The organism is Pseudonocardia sp. HH130629-09, from assembly GCF_001294645.1.
Taxonomy (GTDB): Bacteria; Actinomycetota; Actinomycetes; order Mycobacteriales; family Pseudonocardiaceae; genus Pseudonocardia.
Genome location: NZ_CP011868.1, coordinates 1,318,685 through 1,339,304 on the forward strand (window position 1 = coordinate 1,318,685; position 20,620 = coordinate 1,339,304).

Genomic DNA, 20,620 nt, shown 5'->3' on the forward strand with positions numbered 1-20,620 from the left:
GTCCGGGGGTCGTGGCCCGTCGCCTGACCACGGTCCTCTGCCTGACCGGTGCGCTCACGGGTGCGGCCGCGCCGCCGCCCGGGGCGCACCCGGTCTGCACCGTCGACGACCCGCGGCTGGCGGAGCTGTCCGGGCTGGTCGCCGAGGGCGCGCCCGGCGGAGCCCCGCAGCGCTACCACGCGATCGTCGACGGCGGGGGGGCCGCGCGGACGTTCACCCTGGACCCGTCTGGCTGCGCGGTCACCGGTACCCGGCAGGCCGACGTCCCGGTCACCGACGTCGAGGACCTCGGGCTCGGACCGGGCGGGGAACTCTGGCTCGCCGACACCGGTGACAACGGGGCACAGCGTGGCTCGGTCAGGCTCGTCGTGCTGCCCCCGGCCGGGCCCCCACGCGTGTACGACCTGGTCCACCCCGACGGTCCGCGCGACGTCGAGGCGCTGCTGGTCGGCGACGACGGCGTGCCCCTGCTGGTCGACAAGACCACCGGGGCCGCCGGGGTGTACCGACCCGACGCACCGCTGCGCGAGGGCGGGGGCCCGGTCCCGCTGCGCCGGGTGGCACAGGTCGTGCTGCCCTGGTCGGGCACCGGCGGCGGGCCGCTCGGGGCCGCCGGGTCCCGCACGATCACCGGCGGCGGGGTCTCACCGGCCGGGGCCGACGGCGGACGCGCCGCCGTGCTGCGGACCTACACCGACGCCTGGGTGTTCCCGCTGCCCGTCGGCGGACCGGCGACGGCCGACGTGCTGGTCGCGGCGCTGGGCGGGGCACCGCTGCCGGTGCCGTTGCCGGACGAGGCCCAGGGCGAGGCGATCGCCCCGGACGGCCGGGGTGCACTGCACTCCGGCAGCGAGGCCCGGGGCCTGACCGCGGCGGCGATCACCGTCGTCCCGGGCGCGGTGCCCGCGGCGACCGGCCCGCAGGCACCCGTCGTGGCCCAGCCCGCCGAGGTGCCGGAGTACCGCACGTACCCGTCGTGGCTGCCCGCCGCGGGCGGGGCCGCGGTGCTCGCAGTGCTGCTGGTGACCGGTGCCGTCGCGATGTCCCTGCACGGACGGCGCCGCCGGTCCCGCTGACCGCGGGAACCGGGCGCCGCTTGAGGAGGTCAGAGGCGGCGCAGGACCGCCACGACGCGGCCGAGGATCGACGCGTCGTCACCCGGGATCGGATCGTAGGCGGCGTTCGCCGGCATCAGCCAGATGTGCCCGTCCTTGCGGCGGAACGTCTTGACCGTCGCCTCGCCGTCGATCATCGCGGCCACGATCTCGCCCTGCTCGGCCACCGGCTGCTGGCGCACGACGACCCAGTCGCCGTCGGTGATCGCGGCGTCGACCATCGAGTCGCCCTTGACGTTGAGCAGGAACAGAGTGCCCTCGCCGACGATCTCACGCGGCAGCGGGAACACGTCCTGCACGGCCTGCTCGGCCAGGATCGGGCCACCGGCGGCGATGTCGCCGATGAGCGGCACGAACGCCGGCGCCGGCCGCGCGGAACGCAGCTCGGCCGTGTCGGCGTCGGAGTCCGACCCGTCGGTGCCGGCGATCTGCTCCGGGCTGCGGACGTCGACCGCGCGGGTGCGGTTCGGGTCGCGCCGGAGGAAGCCCTTGCGCTCCAGGGTCCGGAGCTGGTGGTGCACCGACGAGGTGGACGTGAGGCCCACCGCGTCACCGATCTCGCGGACGCTGGGCGGGTAGCCGTACCGGTCCACCCAGTCCCGGATGACGGCCAGGACCTTCTTCTGCCGCGGGGTCAGGCCGCGGGTGTCGGTCGCGGGGTCGGGGAACTCCCGGACCGTCGCGGATCCCCGGTCCGCGGCGGTGCCGGTCACGCCGGGACCACCGTGTCCGGTGTCGTCCGCTGCCATCGCATTCGCCTCCTCGGGGTACTTACGGCGACGACCCTAGCCGTCGCGGGCCCGTTCGCCAAACATGCGTTCGAAGTCGCCCGGGCGTGTCGTGGATTCCGTCGGGTCGTGGTGGTAGAACATCGCACAGGCGTTCGATCGAACACCGGTTCGATCGTTCTGGTTCGATCGGATGCCGTCCGCGTCGCCGTCCGGCCGCGCGGGGCGACCGGCAGCGGGAGCGGCAGTGGGGGTGGCGATCGTGGACGCAGCGGTCATCGGGGGCATGACGGTCATCGGACGGGCTGCGGTCGGCCCCGCGGCCGACGTGGTGCGGGCGGTCCCGGCACCGGGTCCCGTGCGCCGCGTGGTGGCGGCGGTGAGTGTCCTGCTCGCCTCGGCGGCCGCGGTCGTCGCGCTCGGGGTGGTCGCCGACGTCGCCGCCCACGGCCCGGCCGTGCCGCCCGCGGTCGGCGCGCCACGCTGAGAGCGTCTCCGGCACGGGCGGTGAACTGCGGAGACGCGGTTGTTGTCGGTGTCGGGTGCTACACCGCTCGTACGCCCGTTCGACCGGGCTCAGGGAAGGGCCGGTCGGGAGCGGGGGAGACGAGACCGCCCGGGGGCCGGGTGGTCCGACGGCAGGAGGAGCCATGCGAGAGTTCGACGAGCGGATCCGCGACCACGGCCCGGTCGGCTGCCTGACCGGTGCCCCCGCGCCCGGCACTCCCACCTCGCGCGCCCGGCGCGCCGCCCGGGAGCGGGTGCGGGCCGCGGAGGGTGTGGCCGGTCCGGCCGGTGCCGGCTCGTCGGCCGTCGCGCGCGCCGCGCACCGGTGGGCCGCCCACGGTGCACGGGAGCGCGCACTGACCAAGTCGGTTGCACGGCACCCCGCTGCCCGTTCCCGGCGCGCCACGGCGCCCGGTGTTCCGACGTCCGGTCCGACGGCGCCCGGTCCGACAGTTCCCGGGCGTGCGGCCCGGACCGCGGCACCGGCCGATCCGGCGGTCCCGCGTGGCGTCACCGGTGGTCCGAACGTCGCGGTCCGGACGCCCCGCTGTACCACCTCGGCGCCAGGCTCCACGGCGACCCTGGTGCGGCCCGCCCGGGTCGCGGCGCCGTCCGGTCCGCGGTCGGTGGCCGTGCCGGCGCCGCGCACGGTCCGTCCGCTGGACCGGCGTTGCCTGGTCCCGGCCCGCCCCCGCCCGGCCCGCAGCCGGGTCCGCGGGCGCCTGGAGCGGTTCCTGACCGGGGTCGCGGTGCTGCTGTGCGCCACGACCGCGGTGGTGGCGCTCGGGTTGCTGGGCGACGCGGCGGCGGGCTGGAACGCCCCCGCGGCCGCCGTTCCGTCGGTCGGTGCCGTGCGCTGAGGCGGGTCGGGTCGCGGTGCGGTCCCGGTGGGCCAGGCCCGTGGCACGGAGTGGTGCCGGCGTGCCCGGCCCGGGGTGTGCAGGGGTGCGGTGCCGACGTGTCGGGCTCCCGGGGCGGAGCCGGTCGGGCGTGCCGTGGTGCGGTGCCGGCGCGGCAACCGTGGTCACAGCGGTGGCGGTGCGGTGACGGTGTGGAGCGATCCGGCGCCGTGCCGGCGTCGCATCGGGTGATGGCGTGCGCTGGGCCGGCACGCGGACGTCGGGCGGCGGTCGCCGGGATGTCGCCGGATCGTCGGCGGCGTGCCGCCGGGCGCGTCCGCCGGGCGTGTCCCCGCATCGGGTGCCGCCGGTCGCGGTCCCCGCGGCGCGACGGACGGCGCCGCGCGTGACGTTCCTCGGCGCCACCAGCGCCGATGTCCCCCTCCATGATCGTCGGCGACGAGCCGGTCGCGGAACGTGGTGTGCAAGGCTCGGATCCCGATCGGGCGAAGCTCGGCGCGGCGTGGGCCCCGGGATGGCGGACCCCTAGATGTAGGGGTTACATTGACGTTGTTCCGCCACTGGTTGGGGGGATGGATCACTGCGGAGAGTTTCCGGAACGTTACGGGAGAGGGTGTGAGCGTCCATGCGCTGCCCGTTCTGCCGGCACCCGGACTCCCGCGTGATCGACTCACGGACCGCCGACGACGGGACCTGCACCCGCCGGCGCCGGTCCTGCACCTCGTGCGGACGACGGTTCACCACGGTCGAGGAGGCCGTGCTCGCCGTCGTCAAGCGCAGCGGGGTGACCGAGCCCTTCAGTCGACAGAAGGTCGTCAGCGGGGTTCGGCGGGCGTGCCAGGGCCGGCCGGTCGACGAGGACGACCTGCAGCAGCTCGCCCACCGGGTCGAGGAGACCGTGCGGGCACGCGGGGCGGCGGAGCTTCCCAGCCACGAGGTCGGACTGGCGATCCTCGGGCCGCTGCGTGAGCTCGACGAGGTCGCGTACCTGAGATTTGCGAGCGTTTATCGCTCCTTCTCGTCCATCGAGGACTTCGAGAAGGAGATCGCCGACCTGCGGTCCGCGGCTGCCGGGGAAGCAGCCGACGACGAGGCCGGCCACAACCGGGACGGGTGAGCCGCTCGGCGGCACGGATCCGGCGCGCACCCCCGCGAGGGGGCGACCGGTACCGGCCGTCGTCGCAGGTCGTACCGGAGGGGAAGACCGTCCGCGCACCCCAGCGCGCGGGTGGTACACGGTGACAAGTGCGGAGGCATGCATGACCGAGACCGTCGGGGGCCCGACGACAGACACCGGTGAGAGCGCGGCTATCAAGCCGGCGCGCAGCCGCGGGAAGACCGGCGCCAAGCGCGCGCCCGGCCTGACCGTCCAGCGTGTCTTCACCACCGAAGGGGTCCACCCCTACGAGGAGGTGGAGTGGGAGCGCCGCGACGTCGTCATGACCAACTGGCGCGACGGCACGGTCAACTTCGAGCAGCGCGGCGTCGAGTTCCCGCGCAGCTGGTCGGTCAACGCCACCAACATCGTCACCAGCAAGTACTTCCGCGGTGCGGTGGGCTCGGACACCCGTGAGTCGAGCCTGAAGCAGCTCGTCGAGCGGGTCGTCGGCACCTACAAGCGGGCCGGTCTGGAGCACGGCTACTTCGCCACCGAGGGCGACGCCGAGATCTTCGACCACGAGCTGACCTGGATGCTGATCCACCAGGTGTTCAGCTTCAACTCGCCGGTGTGGTTCAACGTCGGCACCGCCAGCCCGCAGCAGGTCAGCGCCTGCTTCATCCTCTCGGTCGACGACACCATGGAGTCGATCCTGAACTGGTACCGCGAGGAGGGCCTGATCTTCAAGGGCGGCTCCGGTGCCGGCCTGAACCTCTCGCGCATCCGGTCGTCGAAGGAGCTGCTGTCCTCGGGCGGCACCGCCTCGGGCCCGGTCTCGTTCATGCGCGGTGCCGACGCCTCCGCGGGCACCATCAAGTCCGGCGGCGCCACGCGGCGCGCGGCGAAGATGGTCGTCCTCGACGTCGACCACCCCGACATCGAGGAGTTCGTCGAGACCAAGGCCAAGGAGGAGGCCAAGGTCCGCGTCCTGCGCGACGCCGGCTTCGACATGGACCTGGGCGGCTCCGACATCACCTCGGTGCAGTACCAGAACGCCAACAACTCCGTCCGCGTCACCGACGAGTTCATGCGCGCGGTCGAGGAGGGCACCGACTTCGGTCTGCGTGCCCGGATGACCGGTGAGGTCATCGAGCGCGTCGACGCCCGCAGGCTCTTCCGCGGCATCGCCGAGGCGGCCTGGAACTGCGCCGACCCGGGCATCCAGTACGACGGCACGATCAACGACTGGCACACGACCCCGGAGTCCGGCCGCATCAGCGCGTCGAACCCGTGCTCGGAGTACATGCACCTGGACAACTCCAGCTGCAACCTGGCGTCGCTGAACCTGCTGAAGTTCCTCGACTCCGACGACCGGTTCGACGCCGAGACCTTCGCCAAGGCCGTCGAGCTGATCATCACCGCGATGGACATCTCGATCTGCTTCGCGGACTTCCCGACCGAGTCGATCGCCGACACCACCCGGAAGTTCCGCCAGCTGGGCATCGGCTACGCCAACCTTGGCGCGCTGCTCATGGCGACCGGCCACGCGTACGACTCCGAGGGCGGCCGCGCGCTCGCCGGGTCCATCACCTCGCTGATGACCGGTGCCGCGTACAAGCGCTCCGCCGAGCTCGCCGGTGTCGTCGGCCCGTACGAGGGCTACTCCCGCAACGCCGAGGCCCACCAGCGGGTCATCCGCAAGCACGCCGCGGAGAACGACCGCATCCGCACCTTCGCCTCCAGCACCCCGGTGCAGAAGCTCGCCACCCAGGTCTGGAAGCAGTGCCAGGACATCGGTGAGGTCAACGGCTGGCGCAACGCGCAGGCGTCGGTGCTGGCCCCGACCGGCACGATCGGCCTGATGATGGACTGCGACACGACAGGCATCGAGCCGGACCTGGCGCTGGTCAAGTTCAAGAAGCTGGTCGGCGGCGGCTCCATGCAGATCGTCAACCAGTCGGTGCGCCGGGCCCTGGACAACCTCGGCTACCAGGCCGAGCAGGCCGAGGCGATCGTCGAGTACGTCGCCGAGCACGGCCACGTCGTCGACGCCCCGGGCATGAAGCCCGAGCACTACGAGGTGTTCGACTGCGCCATGGGCGACCGGACGATCGCCCCGATGGGCCACGTCCGCATGATGGCCGCCGCGCAGCCGTTCCTGTCCGGCGCCATCTCCAAGACGGTCAACATGCCCGAGCGGGCGACCGTCGCCGACGTCGAGCGGATCTACCTCGAGGGCTGGCGCCTCGGCCTCAAGGCCCTGGCGATCTACCGCGACAACTGCAAGGTCGGCCAGCCGCTGTCCGCCGGCAAGGGTCGGGACACGAAGGCCTCCGGTGACACCGCCGAGGCCGAGAAGGTCACCGTCGTCGAGCAGCGGCCGGTCCGCAAGCGGCTGCCGAAGAAGCGGCCCAGCGAGACCGTGTCGTTCACCGTCGGCGGCGCCGAGGGCTACCTCACCGCCGGCAGCTACCCCGACGACGGCCTCGGCGAGATCTTCGTCAAGCTCGGCAAGCAGGGCTCGACCCTGGCCGGTGTGATGGACGCCTTCTCGATGTCGATCTCGGTGGGCCTGCAGTACGGCATCCCGCTGGAGTTCTACGTCTCGAAGTTCTCCAACCTGCGCTTCGAGCCGGCCGGGATGACCGACGACCCGGACGTGCGGATCGCGACCTCGGTGCTCGACTACCTGTTCCGCCGCCTGGCGCTGGACCATCTGCCGTACGAGAAGCGCGCCCAGCTGGGCATCTTCTCCTCCGACGAGCGGTCCGCCCAGGTCGAGAACGACTACGGCACCGGTGAGAAGCTCGACATCGAGGAGTTCCGTTCCTCGGTGCCGACGATCGAGGAGCGCAAGGAGGCCGGTGCCGAGCCCGCGCCGGTCGAGGTCGGCAGCTCCACCGAGCTGCTCGAGCTGCGGCTGGGCAAGGCCGCCGACGCCCCGCTGTGCATGACCTGCGGGACGAAGATGCGCCCCGCCGGGTCCTGCTACCTCTGCGAGGGCTGCGGCTCCACCAGCGGCTGCAGCTGAGCGACACCGCACCACACCGGGGCGGCTCCGACATCGGGGCCGCCCCGGCGCGCGTGGCGGAGCATGGATCGTCGGTGCAGGGATCGGAGACCGGGTGACCGAGGACCGCACCGCGGAGGTGGCCGGGCGCCTGCGCGTCGACGCGCGGGTGCTCGCCGTGCTCGTCGCCGCCCCGTGGCGCGTCGCGGGCGGCCACGACACCGCGCCCGTCGCCGAGCGGCCGGGGGAGCGCGGCACCGTCTACGTGGGCGTCCCGTCCCCGGCGGAGCTGCGTGAGCTCGACCTGCCGACCGACGGGCTGCGGCACTTCGGGCTCACCCCGGCCGACCTGCGACGCGGCGGCTGGACCGATGCGGACCTGCGTTCGGCGGGGCTCCTCCCACCCGGCGCGGAGCCGGACCCGGTGGCCTGGTTCGTCGCGGGGGAGCCGCCGCAGCTGATGCTCGGGTTCGACCCGTCGGGGCCGGTGCTGCTCGCCCGACCGGAGCCCCGCTGGGACGGCCACCTCCCGGTGCTCGACCCGGCCGACGCCGTCGAGGTGCCGGTCCTGCCCGGCTGCGACGACCCGGACGGCGACGCCGGGCTCGCCGTCCGCCAGGTGCGTGACGGGCTGCTGCGCCGGGCACGGCGCCGGCTCACCCACTGCGTGATCTGCCTGCGCCCAGTGCACCGGGCCGCGACGGTGCACGGCGCCTGCCACGGCTGCGCCGGCAGCTGGCTCGGCCTCGTCCTCTGACGCCGGCCCGGGTCAGGTCGCCGACACCGGACCCGGCCGCACCCCGGCACCGGCGGGCGGGGGAGGGCAGCGCAGCAGCTGACGCCACTGCTCCGGGCTCCACCGTGCCGGGTCGGTGGAGTCGAGGAACTCCTCCAGCACCCCGACGAACCGGGCCGGGTCGCTGTGGTGCGGGAAGTGCCCGGCGTCGTCGAACACCTCCAGCCGGCTGCCCGGCATCGCCGCGTGCGCGGTGTGGGCGTGCGCGAGCGGCACCACCGCGTCCCGGGCGCCCCACACCAGCATCGTCGGCATCCCGCGGGTCAGGTAGCAGCGGTCCAGCATGGTCACGACCTGCCCGCGCCAGTCGACGACGGCCCGTAGCGTCCGGATGAACGCCGCCCGCGACGTCGCGTCGGGCAGCGCGTCGACCAGCCGGAGCAGGTCGGCGGCGTCACGACCGAGGTCGGCGCCGACCAGTCGCAGCGCGTCGAGGGCCCACCCGATCTGCCACCGCAACGGCGGCAGCTGCGAGGCCGCCAGCACCGCCTGCGCACCGGGCAGGCTGACCGCGCGCAGCAGCGGCGTCACGTCCGGGCCCGCCCCGCCGGTGCCGACCAGCACCAGGCGCTCGGTCCGGTCGGGGTACTGGTAGGCGAACTGCATGGCGACGCCACCGCCCAGCGAGTGCCCCACCAGCGTCGCGCGCGGGATACCGAGGACGCCGAGGAGGTCCCGCACGCCGTTGGCGTAGGCGGCGACCGAGTAGTCCGCGCGCGGCTTGTCCGAGTGCCCGTGCCCCAGCAGGTCGGGGGCGATCACCAGGTGCCGCCGGGCCAGCGCGGGGAAGACCGCCTCCCACGTCGCCGAGCTGTCCCCGATGCCGTGCACGAGCACCACCGCCGGCCCGGACCCGGCCACCCGGAACGCCCGCCGGTAGCCGTGCACGGTGCGGAACCGCAGCTCCGAGTCCCGCGGCGGCACGACGCCGAGCCGGTCGCCGACCGGTGCCGGGCGCGAGGTGGGGGCCGCCATCGGACCGACGGTAGGACCGCCGCGTTACCCCGGTGTTGCCGTCGGCGAACGGCGCCACGGCACCTAGGGTGTGTCTCCCAATGCGCGGAGCCAGGTGACGATTGCCTTCAGGACGGCGCCGCCGCGGAAGGTCAGGGCGAGCTTGTCGTAACGGGTGGCCAGCCCGCGCCACTGCTTGACGTGGCAGAATCCGCGCTCGACGACGTTGCGGTTTCGGTAGTCGACCGGATCGAATGCGGGCGGTCGGCCGCCGCGTGAGCCGCGTCGTTTGCGGTGTCCCTGCTGGTCAGAGGGCTCCGGAATGACAGCGATGATCCGGCGCTCGCGCAGGTGCCGGCGGATCGCGCGTGAGGAGTAGGCCTTGTCCGCGCGCACGCGTTCGGGCCGGGTCCGGGGTCGTCCCGGGCCCGGTCGGGCGATGCTCAGGTGCGCCATCAGGTGCGGAAACATTGGCGAGTCGCCGCCCTGGCCGGGGCCGAGGAGGACCACCAGCGGGCGGCCGTGCCCGTCAACGAGCTGGTGGATCTTCGTCGACAGCCCTCCGCGGGACCGTCCCAGCGCGTGATCTGCTGGTTCGGCGAGCAGATTCGTGTAGTTCGATCCGGCCCCCTGTGTCGCGCTTGAGGGTCGCGGCGTGCTGGTGGGCACGGATGATCGTGGAGTCCACGCTGACCGCCCACCCGAGCACCTCGGCGGCGTCGGCCTCGACCAGAAGAGCAGCCAGGATGTGGTCCCAGGTGCCGTCGCCGCTGTAGCGGCGGTGCCGCTTCCACAACGTCTGCCACGGCCCGAACTCGGCTGGGACGTCGCGCCAGGGAAGCCCGCACCGATACCGGTAGATGATCCCCTCGAGCACCCGGCGGTCATCGCGGAACGGGCGCCCGCGACGACCCTCGGAGGAGGGCAACAGCGGCGCCAGACGGGCCCACTGGGCATCAGTCAGGACAGCGGTGCGCGGCACCGATCAAGCATCGCGCACCCCGGTCCGCCTATTTGGGAGACACACCCTAGGTGTGATGTCCATGGACGTTGTTCCAGGTTGAGCTGATGACGGCCTGTCGCTGAGACAGGCGAGGACCCCCGGTTGTGAAGTGGAGCTGTCTAGGAACCGCTTCACCAACCGGAGGCCCTTGTGACCCACGCTAACGCTGCGCTGACTCCGCGTGCCCGGCTACGGCTGGCCCGTCTGATCGTCGACCAGGACTGGACCTGCTCCACCGCGGCCAGAATGTTCATGGTCGCCCCTCGCACCGCCCGAAAGTGGGCTGACCGCTACCGCGCCGAGGGCCCGCCCGGGATGGTCGACCGCAGCTTCTCCCGACCACGGTCGATGCCGGCCAAGACCCCGCCGAGGCTGGTGAAGCAGATCGTGCGACTGCGGTGGCACCACCGACTCGGACCAGTACAGATCGGCGGCCGACTCGCTCTCGCCGCCTCGACCGTGCACGCGGTCCTGCGCCGCTGCCGGATCAACCGGCTCTCCCACATCGACCGGGTCACCGGCGAGCCCCTACGCCGCTACGAACACCCACACCCCGGCTCGTTGATCCACGTCGACGTCACCAAGTTCGGCAACATCCCCGACGGAGGCGGACACCGCTTCGTCGGACGCCGACAAGGCGCCCTGAACAAGCGGTCCACTCCCGGACTGCCCAGGGGAACCGACTACAAGCCGCGCACCGGCAGAGCGTTCGTCCACACCGTCATCGACGACCACTCCCGCGTCGCCTACGCCGAGATCCACAGCGACGAGAAAGCCGACACCGCCACCGGTGTGCTACGCCGGGCCGTGGACTGGTTGAACGCCCGCGGCGTGACCGTCGAACGGGTCCTGTCCGACAACGGCAGCTGCTACCGCTCACACGCCTGGCGTGACACCTGCAGCGAACTGGGCATCACCCACAAGCGAACCCGGCCCTACCGGCCTCAGACCAACGGCAAGATCGAACGTTTCCACCGCACCCTCGCCGACGGGTGGGCATACGCCCGCTTCCACCCCTGCGAAACGGCTCGGCGAGACGCGCTCCCCGGCTGGCTGCACTTCTACAATCACCACCGGCCCCACAGCGCAACCAACGGCCTACCGCCGATCAGTCGCCTGACCAACCTGCCTGGACATCACACCTAGGGTCGGCGGCGTGAGCGAGCGCTACCGGGTCGTCCCGGCGTCCTACGTCCTGCTGTTGCGCGGCACCGGTGAGCGCACCGAGGTGCTGCTCCAGCTGCGTGCCGGCACCGGGTTCATGGACGGCCACTGGGCCGCCGCCGCGGCCGGGCACGTCGAGGCGGGCGAGGACGCGGCAGCCGCCGCGGTGCGCGAGGCCCGGGAGGAGCTCGGCGTCACCGTCGACCCCGCAGACCTGGTCCCGCTCACGGCCGTGCACCGCACCGGGCGCACCGGGGACCCGGTCGACGAACGCGTCGACTTCTTCTTCACCTGCCGTCGCTGGACCGGCGAGCCACGCCGCGCCGAGGACGGGAAGACCGCGGGCCTGGACTGGTTCGCCCTCGCCGACCTGCCTGCCGACACGGTCCCGCACGAACGCGCGGTGCTCGACGCCCTGCGCGACGGCGACGTGGCCGCGGTCCGCAGCCACGGCTTCCGGTAGCGGCCTACTCCGGGTCGACGAGCTGGATCTCGACGGTGACGTCCGGGCTGTCGCTGTCGTCGGGGTCGATCGCCCAGTGCAGCACCCAGTCGACCTCGTAGTCGTCGCGTCGCCGGCCGGGCGGGGCGAAGTTGACCCACTCCCCGGCCCGGGGGAGCGTCTGGAACAGCCGGACGAAGTCGGGCTGCTGCCCGATCCTCACCCGCGCGGTGATCGGTGTCTGCGACGACGGGGAGCCCACGGCCCGAGATGCTGCCCGACCGACGGCCCGCGCGCCACGCCCCGTCCGCACGCGTTCAGGGCCGGACGGCGCCCAAGAACCAGCGGTCCACCGAGAACGGCTCGTCGCCGCAGGACGCGACGCCCGACGCCCACGCGTCGACCTCGGCCCGGGTGAGCCCGCACCGGCCCGGCGCGGCCTCGGCGACCATCTCCCGCAGCGCGGCGCCGTAGCCGGTGGAGGCCGGCCCGCGCATCGGCATCCGGCGCGTCCACTCCCCGTCGAACCCGGCGCGCTGCAGCAGCGGGCCCAGCTCGTAGGGCAGCCGCGACCGCGGCACCGTGCTGCACCACGCGTCGCGGATGCGGCGGTGCCGGTCCTGCCCCGGACCGGGCCAGTGCAGCGAGGTCCAGTCCGTGTCCAGCACGAGCAGCCGCCCACCCGGGCGCAGGACCCGGTACAGCTCGGTGACGGCGGCCGGGAGGTCGTCGACGAACTCCAGGACCTGCAGGCAGGCCACGGCGACGTACGGACCGCCGGGCAGCGAGCCCGGACCGGCCAGCGCGCGCTGGGTGACGACGGCACGGGTGCCGCACCGGCGTCGCGCCAGCGTCACCATCACCGGGTCCGGGTCGACCCCCGTGGCACCCGGACCGACGGCCCGGGCGACGTCGTCGAGCAGCTGCCCCGGTCCGGTCCCGACGACCAGGATCTGCTCGCCGGCCCGCGGGCCCAGCAGCTCCAGGGTCCGTTCCCGTTCGGTCCGGGCCTCGGGGGTGTCGTAGGTGTCCGCGACCCTCCGTGCGCTCGCGGCGTCGACCGGCAGCATTCCGGCTCCTTGTCTCAACCGCCGGTGTAGCGCGCCGACTCGATCAGCGCCTCCACCGACTCCGGTGGCACTCGGAACGAGCGCCCGAACCGCACCGCGGGGAGCTCCCCGGAGTGCACCAGCCGGTACACCGTCATCCGGGAGACCCGCATCCGGTCCGCCACCTCTGCCACGGTGAGGAACGGCGCGTCCTGCCCGGACCGTTGCTCCGGGATCCCTGCGGCCATGCTGCGTCCCTCCTTCGCCGACCCGCCCCCAGGCCGACCTCTGATCACCGAACGCAGGGACGGTAGCGCGGATCGGGCCACCCTCCCGGTGCGATCGTGTACCACCCTCGGGTGGACTGTCCGGAGAACGTCGACTTTCGGTGTTCGGTCCGACACGTGGGGTGATGATGTGCCCCGTAGGAGGGTGCGGCGCCCCCGGATCCGGTCATCTATCGTCGGGCGGTGACCGCCGCTTCCACCGTGACCGATGACGACCCGGACGGCGACTGGACCGCGCCGGGAGTGTTCCGCAGCGCCCCGGGGGTGTACCGGATCCCGCTGCCGCTGCCGCAGGACGGGCTGCGGGCGGTGAACGTCTACGCACTCGCCGACGACACCGGCTGGACCCTGATCGACTCCGGCTGGGCGATCGACGAGGCCCGCGACCTGCTGGGCAAGGCGCTGGCGGCGCTGGGCTCCGGTTTCGGCGACGTCCGCCGCTTCCTGGTCACCCACGCCCACCGCGACCACTACACGCTGGCCTCGGTGCTGCGCCGCGAGTACGGCACCCGGGTGCTGCTCGGGGCGGGGGAGCGCCCGAACCTGGAGGTCATCACCGACCCGGCCCGGCCACCGGGCGAACCCGACCGGTCCCGGCTGCTGCGTGCCGGTGCCGCCGGCATCGTCGACGAGCTCGGCCGGGCCGGGCCGTGGCCGCGTCCGATCCCCGAGGAGTGGGAGGCCCCCGACGAGTGGATCGCCGACCGCGCCGCCATCGCCGTCGCCGACCCGGCCGGCACGCGCACCCTGACCGCGGTGGAGACCCCGGGGCACACCCGTGGGCACCTCGTGTTCGCCGACGAGGCCCACGAGCTGCTGTTCGCCGGGGACCACGTGCTGCCCCGGATCACCCCGTCGATCGGCCTGCAGCCGTCGCCGGTGGCGAGCCCGCTCGGGCAGTTCCTCGACTCGCTGCGCCTGGTCCGGTCCCGGCCGGACGCGACCCTGCTGCCCGCGCACGGCCCGGTCGGTGGCGGCGCGCACGCCCGCGTCGACGCGCTGCTGGCCCACCACGAGGTCCGGCTCGCCCAGTGCCGCGACGCCGTCGCCGCGGGCCATCCGACCGCCGACGCGGTCGCCCGGGTCCTGCGCTGGACCCGGCGGGAACGCCGGCTGGAGGACATGGACCTGTTCAACCGGACCCTCGCGGTCCTGGAGACCGGGGCGCACCTCGACGTGCTCGCCGACCTCGGTGAGCTGCGCCGGACCGAGGTTCCCGACGCCGCCACCGGGGTCGCCGTCGCCACCTACACGGCCTGACCCGCGCGCCGGGCCGCGACACGCCGCGCACCGTTCACCCGGTAGTCGTGTCGGGGTGGCTCCCCGGAGCGGAATCGGGCAGAGTGAGGTCACCGGAGTCCACTCACGCCACGGAGGTCACCACACCCACACCCAGCACATCTGTACCGCGGGTCCCAGCACCGACCGCGCTGCGCCGAGGACGTAGGGGAAGACGATCCTCGTCGACGACAGCGGAGGTTGGCAGTGAGCACACGCGGAGTGGTGTTCGTCCACTCGTCGCCGACTGCGGTCTGTCCGCACGTCGAGTGGACGCTCTCGGGCGTTCTCGGAACGCGGGTCTCCCTCGAGTGGTCCGCGCAGCCGGTGGCGTCCGGTCAGATGCGGGCCGAGTGCACCTGGAGCGGTCCCGCCGGTAGCGGTGGGGCGCTCGCGGGGGCGCTGAGGGCCTGGTCGATGCTGCGGTTCGAGGTGACCGAGGAACCGAGTCCCGGCGTGGACGGGGAGCGGTTCATGCACGTCCCCGGCCTCGGCATGTGGCACGGCCGCACCAGCGCCAACGGCGACGTCGTACTGCCCGAGGACCAGCTGCGCACGGTCATGGCCGAGCACGGCGGCGCCGGGCTGTCCCGGCGTCTGGACCAGCTCCTGGGCACCGCCTGGGACGACGAGCTGGAGTCCTTCCGCTTCGCCGGCGACGGCGCGGCGGTGACGCTGCTGACCCACCGGGTCGGCTGAGCAGGCCCGGGCCGGGCAGACTGTCGTTCCATGGGGGGCGAGGAGTGAACGGCCGGGCCGCGATCACGGTCGGCGTCCTGCTGGTGGCGCTGGTGGTCGTCGGCGGTGTCGCGTGGACGGTGTCCGGGTCGACCCGCTCCGGCGTCGCCCCCGCGTCCGCGCCGCAGACGGTGCCCGACGACGGCGCGGGCAGCAGCGAGGTGACCATCAGCGCGGGCGCCGCCGAGCACCCGGCCGCCCAGCTGGTGATGCAGCAGGTGCAGCTCTACTTCAACGCGGTCAACGGCCGCGACCACGCGACCTGGACCCGCGTGGTGAACCCCGAGACCGCCGACCGGCAGCCCCGCGAGGCGTGGCTGGAGGGGATCGGCTCCACCGTCGACGGCACCATCCGCATCGACCGGATCGACTCCACGACCGGCGGCGGTGTGCTCGCCCTGGTCCGCTTCATCAGCGTCCAGGACCCGAACGACGGACCGCCCGGTCTGCACGTCGGCCGGATCTGCTGGCAGGTCGCGTTCCCGATGGCGGGCTCGCCGCCGCGGATGGACGTCGGCGACCCCGACGGGATCCTGCGCGCCCCCTGCTGAGAGGGCCGTGCGGGTCCCCGGCCGGGGACCCGCACGCCAGGCGTCAGGCCTTGGTGAACACCAGCGAGGCGTTGTGCCCGCCGAAGCCGAACGAGTTGTTGACCGCGGCGTCCACGGTCATCTTCCGCGGCTCGCCGGCGACGACGTCCAGCTCGACCTTCGGGTCCTTGTCGGTGAGGTTGAGCGTCGCGGGGATGATGTCGTCACGCACGCTGAGCAGCGCGATGATCCCCTCGACGGCCCCGGCCCCGCCCACGAGGTGCCCGAGCGCCGACTTCGGCGCGGTCAGCACCGGGTGGTCGCCGAACGCCCGCCGCACGGCCGTCGCCTCGCCCACGTCGCCGACCACCGTGGAGGTGGCATGGCAGTTGACGTGGACGATGTCCGAGGCGGTCAGACCGGCCCCGGCCACCGCCTTCTGCATCGCCCGGATCTGGCCTTCGCCCTCGGGGTCGGGCCCGGTGATGTGGTAGGCGTCGGACGTCATGCCGACACCGGCGAGGCGGCCGTGCACGGTGGCACCGCGGGCCTTCGCGAACTCCTCGCGTTCGAGCACGAGCACGCCCGAGCCCTCACCGAGGACGAAGCCGTCCCGCCCGGTGTCGAACGGCCGGGAGGCGCCCTCCGGGTCGTCGTTGCGGGTGGACAGCGTCCGTGACTGCACGAACCCGGCCACGGTGATCGGGACGATGCAGGACTCGGCGCCGCCCGCGAGGACGACGTCGACCTCCCCGTCGCGCAGCAGCTTGTAGGCCCAGGCCAGGGCCTCGGCGCCGGTGGCGCACGCCGAGGCGGGGGAGTGCACCCCGCCCTTGGCCTTGTACTCCAGGCTCACGAGCGCGGCCGGCCCGTTGGGCATGAGCATCGGCACGGTCAGCGGCGAGACCTTGCGCAGCCCGTGCTCCTCGAGCAGGTCGTCCTGCGCGAGCAGCGTCGGTGCGCCGCCGATGCCCGCGCCGATGACGACGGCGAGCCGCTCGGCCTCGACCGCGGCCCCGTCCCCACCGGGGACCGGGCCGAGTCCGGCGTGCGCCCAGGCCTCCTTGGCCGCGACCACCGCGACCTGCTCGCACCGGTCCATCCGTCGGGCCTGCACACGGGGCAGGATCTCGGTGGGCTCCACGGCGAGCTGGGCCGAGATGGACACCGGCAGGTCGAATCGCTCGACCCAGTCGGCCCGGGTGGCTCCGACCCCGGACTTCCCGGCGAGCAGCGCCTCCCAGGTGGAGGCGGCGTCCCCGCCGAGCGGGGTGGTGGCCCCGAAACCGGTGACGACCACTCCGTCGGTCATGACGTCTCCTTCTCCCCGGCGGGCAGCTGCACGCCGGTACCGATCACTGGTGCTTGGCGATGAAGTCGACGGCGTCGCCGACGGTCTTCAGCTCGGCGAGCTGGTCGTCCGGGATCTTGGCGCCGAACTTGTCCTCGGCCTGCACGGCGATCTCCACCATCGACAGCGAGTCGATGTCCAGGTCGTCCACGAAGGACTTCTCGGGGGTCACCTCGGCGGTGTCGATGCCGGCGACCTCCTCGACGATCTCGGCCAGCCCGGTGAGGATCTCGGCGTTGTCAGCCACGATGGTTCTCCTTGCGCGATGGTTGGGTGCGGGTGCCAGGTCGGCGTGCCCGGTCAGGGGCAGACGACGACCTGTCCGGCGTAGGACAGTCCTGCGCCGAAGCCTACGAGGAGCAGCACGTCGCCGGACCGTACCCGGCCGGCCGTGCGCATGTGGTCCAGCGCCATCGGGATGGACGCGGACGAGGTGTTGCCGGAGTGCACGATGTCGTCGGCGACGACCATGTCCTCCCGGGCGCCCTTCTGGCGCAGCTTCTTGGCGACGGCCTCGACGATGCGGAGGTTCGCCTGGTGCGGGATCAGCACGTCGATGTCGGCGGGGGTGAGCCCGGCGCGCTCGATCGCCCCCAGCGCGACCGGCGCGATCGCCGTCGTCGCCCAGCGGAAGACCGCCTGGCCCTCCTGGTGCAGCTTGTTCGTGCTCTCGCCGAGGATCCGGATCGTCGACGCGATGTCACCCGCGCTGCCCCAGACGACCGGACCGACACCCACCTCGTCGGGGCTCTCCGCCGGGCCCAGCAGGGCGGCGCCCGCGCCGTCGGCGAAGATGATGCAGGTCGACCGGTCGTCCCAGTCGACCCAGTCCGACAGCTTCTCCGCGCCGATGACCAGCACGTGCCGGGCGGAGCCGGCGCGGATCATGTCCGAGGCGACACCGATGCCGTAGCTGAAGCCCGCGCACGCGGCGTTGAGGTCGAACGCGGCGACGCCGTTCGCGCCGACCCCGGTGGCGACCTGGGCCGCGGCGTTCGGGATCGGGTTCGGCATGGTGCAGGTCGCGACGACGACGGCGTCGAGCCCGGCCGGGTCGAACCCCGTGTCCTTCAGCGCCGCCGTCCCGGCCTCGACCGCCATGTCCGGCAGCAGGGTCTCGGCGTCGGCGATGCGCCGCTCGGCGATGCCGACGCGGCTGCGGATCCACGCGTCGTCGGTCTCCACCCGCTTCGCCAGGTCGGCGTTGGTGACGACGTGCTCCGGCTGGAAGCTGCCGACGCCCAGGATGCGGGCTCCGGCGACGGTGTCGGCCAGTCGCATGCGGCTCACTTCCCGTGCTCGGCGATCAGGTCGACGGCGGCGTCGAGCTGCTCGGGGGTCTTGAGGGCCAGCGTCGGGGTGCCCTTGACCGCGCGCTTGACGAGCCCGGTCAGCGTCGCGCCCGGGGGCAGCTCGAGGGTCGCGCCGGTGCCGTGGTCGGCGAGGGTCTGCATGCAGGCGTCCCAGCGGACCGGTCGGGTGACCTGTGCGACGAGCCGGCGCAGTGCCTCGGCGCCGGTGTCGACGGTCGCTCCGTCGGCGTTGGAGAGCAGGGTGAGCGTCGGGTCCGACACCGGCACCGACGACGCGTGGCTCTCCAGCGCGGCGCGCGCGGGCTCCATGTGCGCGGTGTGGAACGCCCCGGCGACCGGGAGCGCCTTCACCCGCGCCTTCTCCGGCGGCGACGCGACGAGCTCGGTGATGGCCTCCTTCGTCCCGGCGGCGACGATCTGGCCCGCCCCGTTGCGGTTGGCCGGGTCGAGACCCAGCTCGGCGAGGCGGGCCAGCACGACCTCCTCCTCGCCGCCGAGCACGGCGGCCATCGAGGTCGGCGCGACGGCGCAGGCGGCGGCCATCTCGCGGCCGCGGACCCCGGCGAGGGCGACCGCGGCGTCCTCGGTCAGCACGCCCGCGATCGCGCAGGCGGTGATCTCGCCGATCGAGTGCCCGGCGACGACGGTCCCGGACGGCAGCTCGACCCGCTCGCGCAGGCGGCGCGCGGCCAGCAGCCCCAGCGTGACGATCAACGGCTGGGTGACCGCGGTGTTGGTGATCTCCTCCGCATCGGCGGCGGTGCCGAGGCGCGTCAGGTCGAGCCCCACGGCGTCGGACCAGCCGGCGACGGCCTCTGCCGCGGCCGGGTCCTCCAGCCACGGAGCGAGCATGCCGGGGGTCTGGGCCCCCTGGCCGGGTGCGAGCAGGGCGATCACGAGGACATCACACACCTCTCGGGGTCGGGGCCGGGATACCGGTTACGACGAAGTCGGACCACCGAAGTTGTAGGAAACCTACGACACGCAGGTGTGACCGGGGCCTCGTTACCGATCCGTAGGGGCCGGTGTTTGTAGGGTTCACGACAACGCCCCGCCCGCCGGGACACGGACGCCGTCGACCTCCGGATCATGCTCCCCTGTCGGGTCCAGGGGAGTCAGCGGGGTGTGCGCGGCGACGGCCGGCCCGTCGGACGCGCGGGCGGTGCGGTCCGCGACGAGCGCGGCACGCAGCACGAACGCCTCCCGCGGGTCGGTGGGGGAGCGTCCGACGAGCTCGCCGATGCGCCGCAGCCGGTAGCGCACCGTGTTGGGGTGCACGTACAGCGCGCGGGCGCAGCCCTCCAGGCTCGCCCCACCCTCCAGGTAGGCGGCCAGGGTGCGCAGCAGCTCGCCGCCGGTGTCGTACAGCGGGGCCAGGACGTCCTCGGCGAGCCGGCGCCGCGCCGCCGGATCGCCGTGCAGGGCCCGCTCCGGCAGCAGGTCGGCGGCGTCGACCGGGCGGGGTGCGTCGGGGTGCCCCGGGGCCGCGGCCAGTCCGGCCAGCGCCGTCGGCGACGGCGCCGCCCGCGGTGGCCAGGTCGGTACTGGGCGGGCCGGAGACGACGGGTCCGGGCCCGAAGTGCCTGGCGGCCTCGGCGAGCACCCGCGCGGTGACCGCGCTCGTCCCCGGTGCCGGCCCGCGACCGGCCGGCGGCCGGCGCGCGGAGGTGGTCTCGGCGAGCCGGTCGGCGACCCGGCGCGCGGGCCGCCCGGTCAGGTGCAGCAGGACCACCAGCCGGCGTCCCTGGACGCCGACGAGCACGTCGTGGCCGAGCCGCGCGGCGACCCGACGCAGCTCCACGATCAGCTGCGGGGACTCCGGCCCGGACCCGGGTGCGGGGCCGACCAGGCAGTGCACCGGGGCGGCCGGGTCCCAGCCGAGCGCGGCGGCCCGGGAGACGAGCGCGCCGTCGGTGTCGCCGCGCAGCACGGCGTCGACGACGAGTGCCTCCAGCCGGGCGTCCCAGGCGCCGCGGGACTCCGCGGCACCGGCGTACACGGTGGCGGCGGCGAAGGCGATCTCACGGCCGAAGCGCAGCACGGCCTCGGTCAGCTCGTGGCGCTCGGCGTCGTCGGCGAGCGGGGGCAGGTGCTCCTCGAACACGTCCGCGGCGATGCGCACGAGCTCGACGGTCTGGCGCAGGCTGATCCGCCGGGCCAGGTCGCGCGGCGCGATCCGGAACGCCTCGGCGGTCAGCGGGGTGGTGCGGTCCGGCTCGCGCAGCCAGGACACGAAGTTCGCCACGCCGGTCTGGGTCACCAGGGCCACGCCGGCGCGCTGGTCGGCGGGCAGCCCGGCGAACCACGAGCAGCGCCGCTCCATCTCCGCCAGACAGGCCGCGGCCAGCCTGGAAGAGGCGAGCTCGAGGCGGCGCAACGTCGCGTCCGCGACCGGG

At 73.8% G+C, this 20,620-nt stretch carries 23 protein-coding genes and 1 pseudogene; 11 read left to right on the forward strand and 13 right to left on the reverse strand.

Going from position 1 to position 20,620, the window contains the following annotated elements; all coding sequences use genetic code 11:
- Positions 1 to 11 precede the first annotated feature (11 nt).
- Complete coding sequence (locus XF36_RS05900) at positions 12 to 1,076, forward strand: hypothetical protein (RefSeq protein WP_060711213.1); 1,065 nt, start codon at positions 12 to 14, stop codon at positions 1,074 to 1,076.
- A gap of 29 nt (positions 1,077 to 1,105) precedes the next feature.
- On the opposite strand, the gene lexA is transcribed toward XF36_RS05900, so the two are convergent.
- Positions 1,106 to 1,864, reverse strand: a complete 759-nt coding sequence (gene lexA / locus XF36_RS05905; protein WP_060711214.1) for a transcriptional repressor LexA — start codon at positions 1,862 to 1,864, stop codon at positions 1,106 to 1,108.
- 241 nt (positions 1,865 to 2,105) lie between these two features.
- Between lexA and XF36_RS31345 the strand changes: the two genes are divergently transcribed.
- The 5 genes from XF36_RS31345 to XF36_RS05930 all read left to right on the forward strand — a co-directional run bounded on the left by XF36_RS31345 (position 2,106) and on the right by XF36_RS05930 (position 8,076).
- Positions 2,106 to 2,330, forward strand: coding sequence for a hypothetical protein (locus XF36_RS31345; RefSeq protein ID WP_145981269.1), 225 nt, complete (start codon positions 2,106 to 2,108; stop codon positions 2,328 to 2,330).
- 163 nt (positions 2,331 to 2,493) lie between these two features.
- A complete protein-coding gene (locus tag XF36_RS05915) occupies positions 2,494 to 3,210 on the forward strand; it encodes a hypothetical protein (RefSeq protein WP_060711216.1) in 717 nt (238 codons plus the stop codon).
- Between the two features lie 625 nt (positions 3,211 to 3,835).
- Positions 3,836 to 4,327 carry a transcriptional regulator NrdR gene (gene nrdR / locus XF36_RS05920; RefSeq protein ID WP_020623044.1) on the forward strand — a complete coding sequence of 164 codons (492 nt, stop codon included), beginning with the start codon at positions 3,836 to 3,838 and terminating at the stop codon, positions 4,325 to 4,327.
- A gap of 142 nt (positions 4,328 to 4,469) precedes the next feature.
- A complete protein-coding gene (locus XF36_RS05925; RefSeq protein WP_060711217.1) occupies positions 4,470 to 7,340 on the forward strand; it encodes a vitamin B12-dependent ribonucleotide reductase in 2,871 nt (956 codons plus the stop codon).
- 94 nt (positions 7,341 to 7,434) lie between these two features.
- Positions 7,435 to 8,076 carry a hypothetical protein gene (locus XF36_RS05930; protein WP_060711218.1) on the forward strand — a complete coding sequence of 214 codons (642 nt, stop codon included), beginning with the start codon at positions 7,435 to 7,437 and terminating at the stop codon, positions 8,074 to 8,076.
- 12 nt (positions 8,077 to 8,088) lie between these two features.
- On the opposite strand, the gene XF36_RS05935 is transcribed toward XF36_RS05930, so the two are convergent.
- From XF36_RS05935 to XF36_RS35470, 3 genes are all read right to left on the reverse strand, one after another.
- The gene (locus XF36_RS05935; RefSeq protein WP_193394000.1) at positions 8,089 to 9,090 is read right to left on the reverse strand and encodes an alpha/beta fold hydrolase; all 1,002 of its coding nucleotides are present in this window, start codon (positions 9,088 to 9,090) and stop codon (positions 8,089 to 8,091) included.
- Between the two features lie 63 nt (positions 9,091 to 9,153).
- Positions 9,154 to 9,675, reverse strand: coding sequence for an IS5 family transposase (locus tag XF36_RS35465; protein ID WP_414706231.1), 522 nt, complete (start codon positions 9,673 to 9,675; stop codon positions 9,154 to 9,156).
- Positions 9,599 to 10,051, reverse strand: coding sequence for an IS5 family transposase (locus XF36_RS35470; protein ID WP_060710991.1), 453 nt, complete (start codon positions 10,049 to 10,051; stop codon positions 9,599 to 9,601). Before XF36_RS35470 ends, XF36_RS35465 begins: the two co-directional genes overlap by 77 nt.
- A gap of 171 nt (positions 10,052 to 10,222) precedes the next feature.
- Between XF36_RS35470 and XF36_RS05950 the strand changes: the two genes are divergently transcribed.
- Both XF36_RS05950 and XF36_RS05955 read left to right on the forward strand, forming a co-directional pair.
- Complete coding sequence (locus tag XF36_RS05950; protein WP_082375204.1) at positions 10,223 to 11,218, forward strand: IS481 family transposase; 996 nt, start codon at positions 10,223 to 10,225, stop codon at positions 11,216 to 11,218.
- Positions 11,219 to 11,228: 10 nt separating this feature from the next.
- The gene (locus XF36_RS05955; protein ID WP_060711220.1) at positions 11,229 to 11,699 is read left to right on the forward strand and encodes an NUDIX domain-containing protein; all 471 of its coding nucleotides are present in this window, start codon (positions 11,229 to 11,231) and stop codon (positions 11,697 to 11,699) included.
- 4 nt (positions 11,700 to 11,703) lie between these two features.
- Here XF36_RS05955 and XF36_RS05960 read toward each other — a convergent pair whose 3' ends face one another.
- The 3 genes from XF36_RS05960 to XF36_RS05970 all read right to left on the reverse strand — a co-directional run bounded on the left by XF36_RS05960 (position 11,704) and on the right by XF36_RS05970 (position 12,975).
- Positions 11,704 to 11,901: a hypothetical protein gene (locus tag XF36_RS05960; protein WP_145981270.1), complete on the reverse strand. Its 198-nt coding sequence runs from the start codon at positions 11,899 to 11,901 to the stop codon at positions 11,704 to 11,706.
- A 94-nt stretch (positions 11,902 to 11,995) separates the two neighbouring features.
- Positions 11,996 to 12,748, reverse strand: a complete 753-nt coding sequence (locus XF36_RS05965) for a methyltransferase domain-containing protein (protein WP_060711221.1) — start codon at positions 12,746 to 12,748, stop codon at positions 11,996 to 11,998.
- 14 nt (positions 12,749 to 12,762) lie between these two features.
- Positions 12,763 to 12,975: a helix-turn-helix domain-containing protein gene (locus XF36_RS05970; RefSeq protein WP_020623051.1), complete on the reverse strand. Its 213-nt coding sequence runs from the start codon at positions 12,973 to 12,975 to the stop codon at positions 12,763 to 12,765.
- A gap of 222 nt (positions 12,976 to 13,197) precedes the next feature.
- On the opposite strand from XF36_RS05970, the gene XF36_RS05975 reads away from it, so the two are divergent.
- The 3 genes from XF36_RS05975 (at position 13,198) to XF36_RS05985 (ending at position 15,581) form a co-directional block, all read left to right on the forward strand.
- Positions 13,198 to 14,274 (forward strand): MBL fold metallo-hydrolase, encoded by a 1,077-nt coding sequence (locus XF36_RS05975; RefSeq protein WP_060711222.1) that lies wholly within the window; start codon positions 13,198 to 13,200, stop codon positions 14,272 to 14,274.
- Positions 14,275 to 14,499: 225 nt separating this feature from the next.
- A complete protein-coding gene (locus tag XF36_RS05980) occupies positions 14,500 to 14,991 on the forward strand; it encodes a DUF3145 domain-containing protein (RefSeq protein ID WP_060711223.1) in 492 nt (163 codons plus the stop codon).
- 44 nt (positions 14,992 to 15,035) lie between these two features.
- The gene (locus tag XF36_RS05985) at positions 15,036 to 15,581 is read left to right on the forward strand and encodes a hypothetical protein (RefSeq protein ID WP_060711224.1); all 546 of its coding nucleotides are present in this window, start codon (positions 15,036 to 15,038) and stop codon (positions 15,579 to 15,581) included.
- Positions 15,582 to 15,624: 43 nt separating this feature from the next.
- Here XF36_RS05985 and XF36_RS05990 read toward each other — a convergent pair whose 3' ends face one another.
- From XF36_RS05990 to XF36_RS35480, 6 genes and pseudogenes are all read right to left on the reverse strand, one after another.
- Positions 15,625 to 16,872 (reverse strand): beta-ketoacyl-[acyl-carrier-protein] synthase family protein, encoded by a 1,248-nt coding sequence (locus tag XF36_RS05990; RefSeq protein ID WP_060711225.1) that lies wholly within the window; start codon positions 16,870 to 16,872, stop codon positions 15,625 to 15,627.
- Between the two features lie 43 nt (positions 16,873 to 16,915).
- Complete coding sequence (locus XF36_RS05995; RefSeq protein ID WP_020623056.1) at positions 16,916 to 17,158, reverse strand: acyl carrier protein; 243 nt, start codon at positions 17,156 to 17,158, stop codon at positions 16,916 to 16,918.
- Between the two features lie 53 nt (positions 17,159 to 17,211).
- Entirely contained in the window at positions 17,212 to 18,192 is a 981-nt protein-coding gene (locus tag XF36_RS06000; protein WP_060711226.1) for a beta-ketoacyl-ACP synthase III, read from the reverse strand.
- Between the two features lie 5 nt (positions 18,193 to 18,197).
- Positions 18,198 to 19,121, reverse strand: coding sequence for an ACP S-malonyltransferase (locus tag XF36_RS06005; RefSeq protein WP_060711227.1), 924 nt, complete (start codon positions 19,119 to 19,121; stop codon positions 18,198 to 18,200).
- Between the two features lie 141 nt (positions 19,122 to 19,262).
- Positions 19,263 to 19,727 carry a PucR family transcriptional regulator gene (locus tag XF36_RS35475; RefSeq protein WP_414706232.1) on the reverse strand — a complete coding sequence of 155 codons (465 nt, stop codon included), beginning with the start codon at positions 19,725 to 19,727 and terminating at the stop codon, positions 19,263 to 19,265.
- A gap of 190 nt (positions 19,728 to 19,917) precedes the next feature.
- A pseudogene (locus XF36_RS35480) lies at positions 19,918 to 20,547 on the reverse strand (PucR family transcriptional regulator); the annotation flags it as partial.
- Positions 20,548 to 20,620: the final 73 nt, after the last annotated feature.

Coding starts and splice junctions, on each gene's coding strand:
- nrdR (WP_020623044.1), top strand. CDS start 3,836: ATGCGCTGCCCGTTCTGCCGGCACCCGGACTCCCGCGTGATCGACTCA.
- lexA (WP_060711214.1), bottom strand. CDS start 1,864: ATGGCAGCGGACGACACCGGACACGGTGGTCCCGGCGTGACCGGCACC.
- XF36_RS05965 (WP_060711221.1), bottom strand. CDS start 12,748: ATGCTGCCGGTCGACGCCGCGAGCGCACGGAGGGTCGCGGACACCTAC.
- XF36_RS05990 (WP_060711225.1), bottom strand. CDS start 16,872: ATGACCGACGGAGTGGTCGTCACCGGTTTCGGGGCCACCACCCCGCTC.
- XF36_RS06000 (WP_060711226.1), bottom strand. CDS start 18,192: ATGCGACTGGCCGACACCGTCGCCGGAGCCCGCATCCTGGGCGTCGGC.
- XF36_RS05970 (WP_020623051.1), bottom strand. CDS start 12,975: ATGGCCGCAGGGATCCCGGAGCAACGGTCCGGGCAGGACGCGCCGTTC.
- XF36_RS05925 (WP_060711217.1), top strand. CDS start 4,470: ATGACCGAGACCGTCGGGGGCCCGACGACAGACACCGGTGAGAGCGCG.
- XF36_RS05935 (WP_193394000.1), bottom strand. CDS start 9,090: ATGGCGGCCCCCACCTCGCGCCCGGCACCGGTCGGCGACCGGCTCGGC.
- XF36_RS05915 (WP_060711216.1), top strand. CDS start 2,494: ATGCGAGAGTTCGACGAGCGGATCCGCGACCACGGCCCGGTCGGCTGC.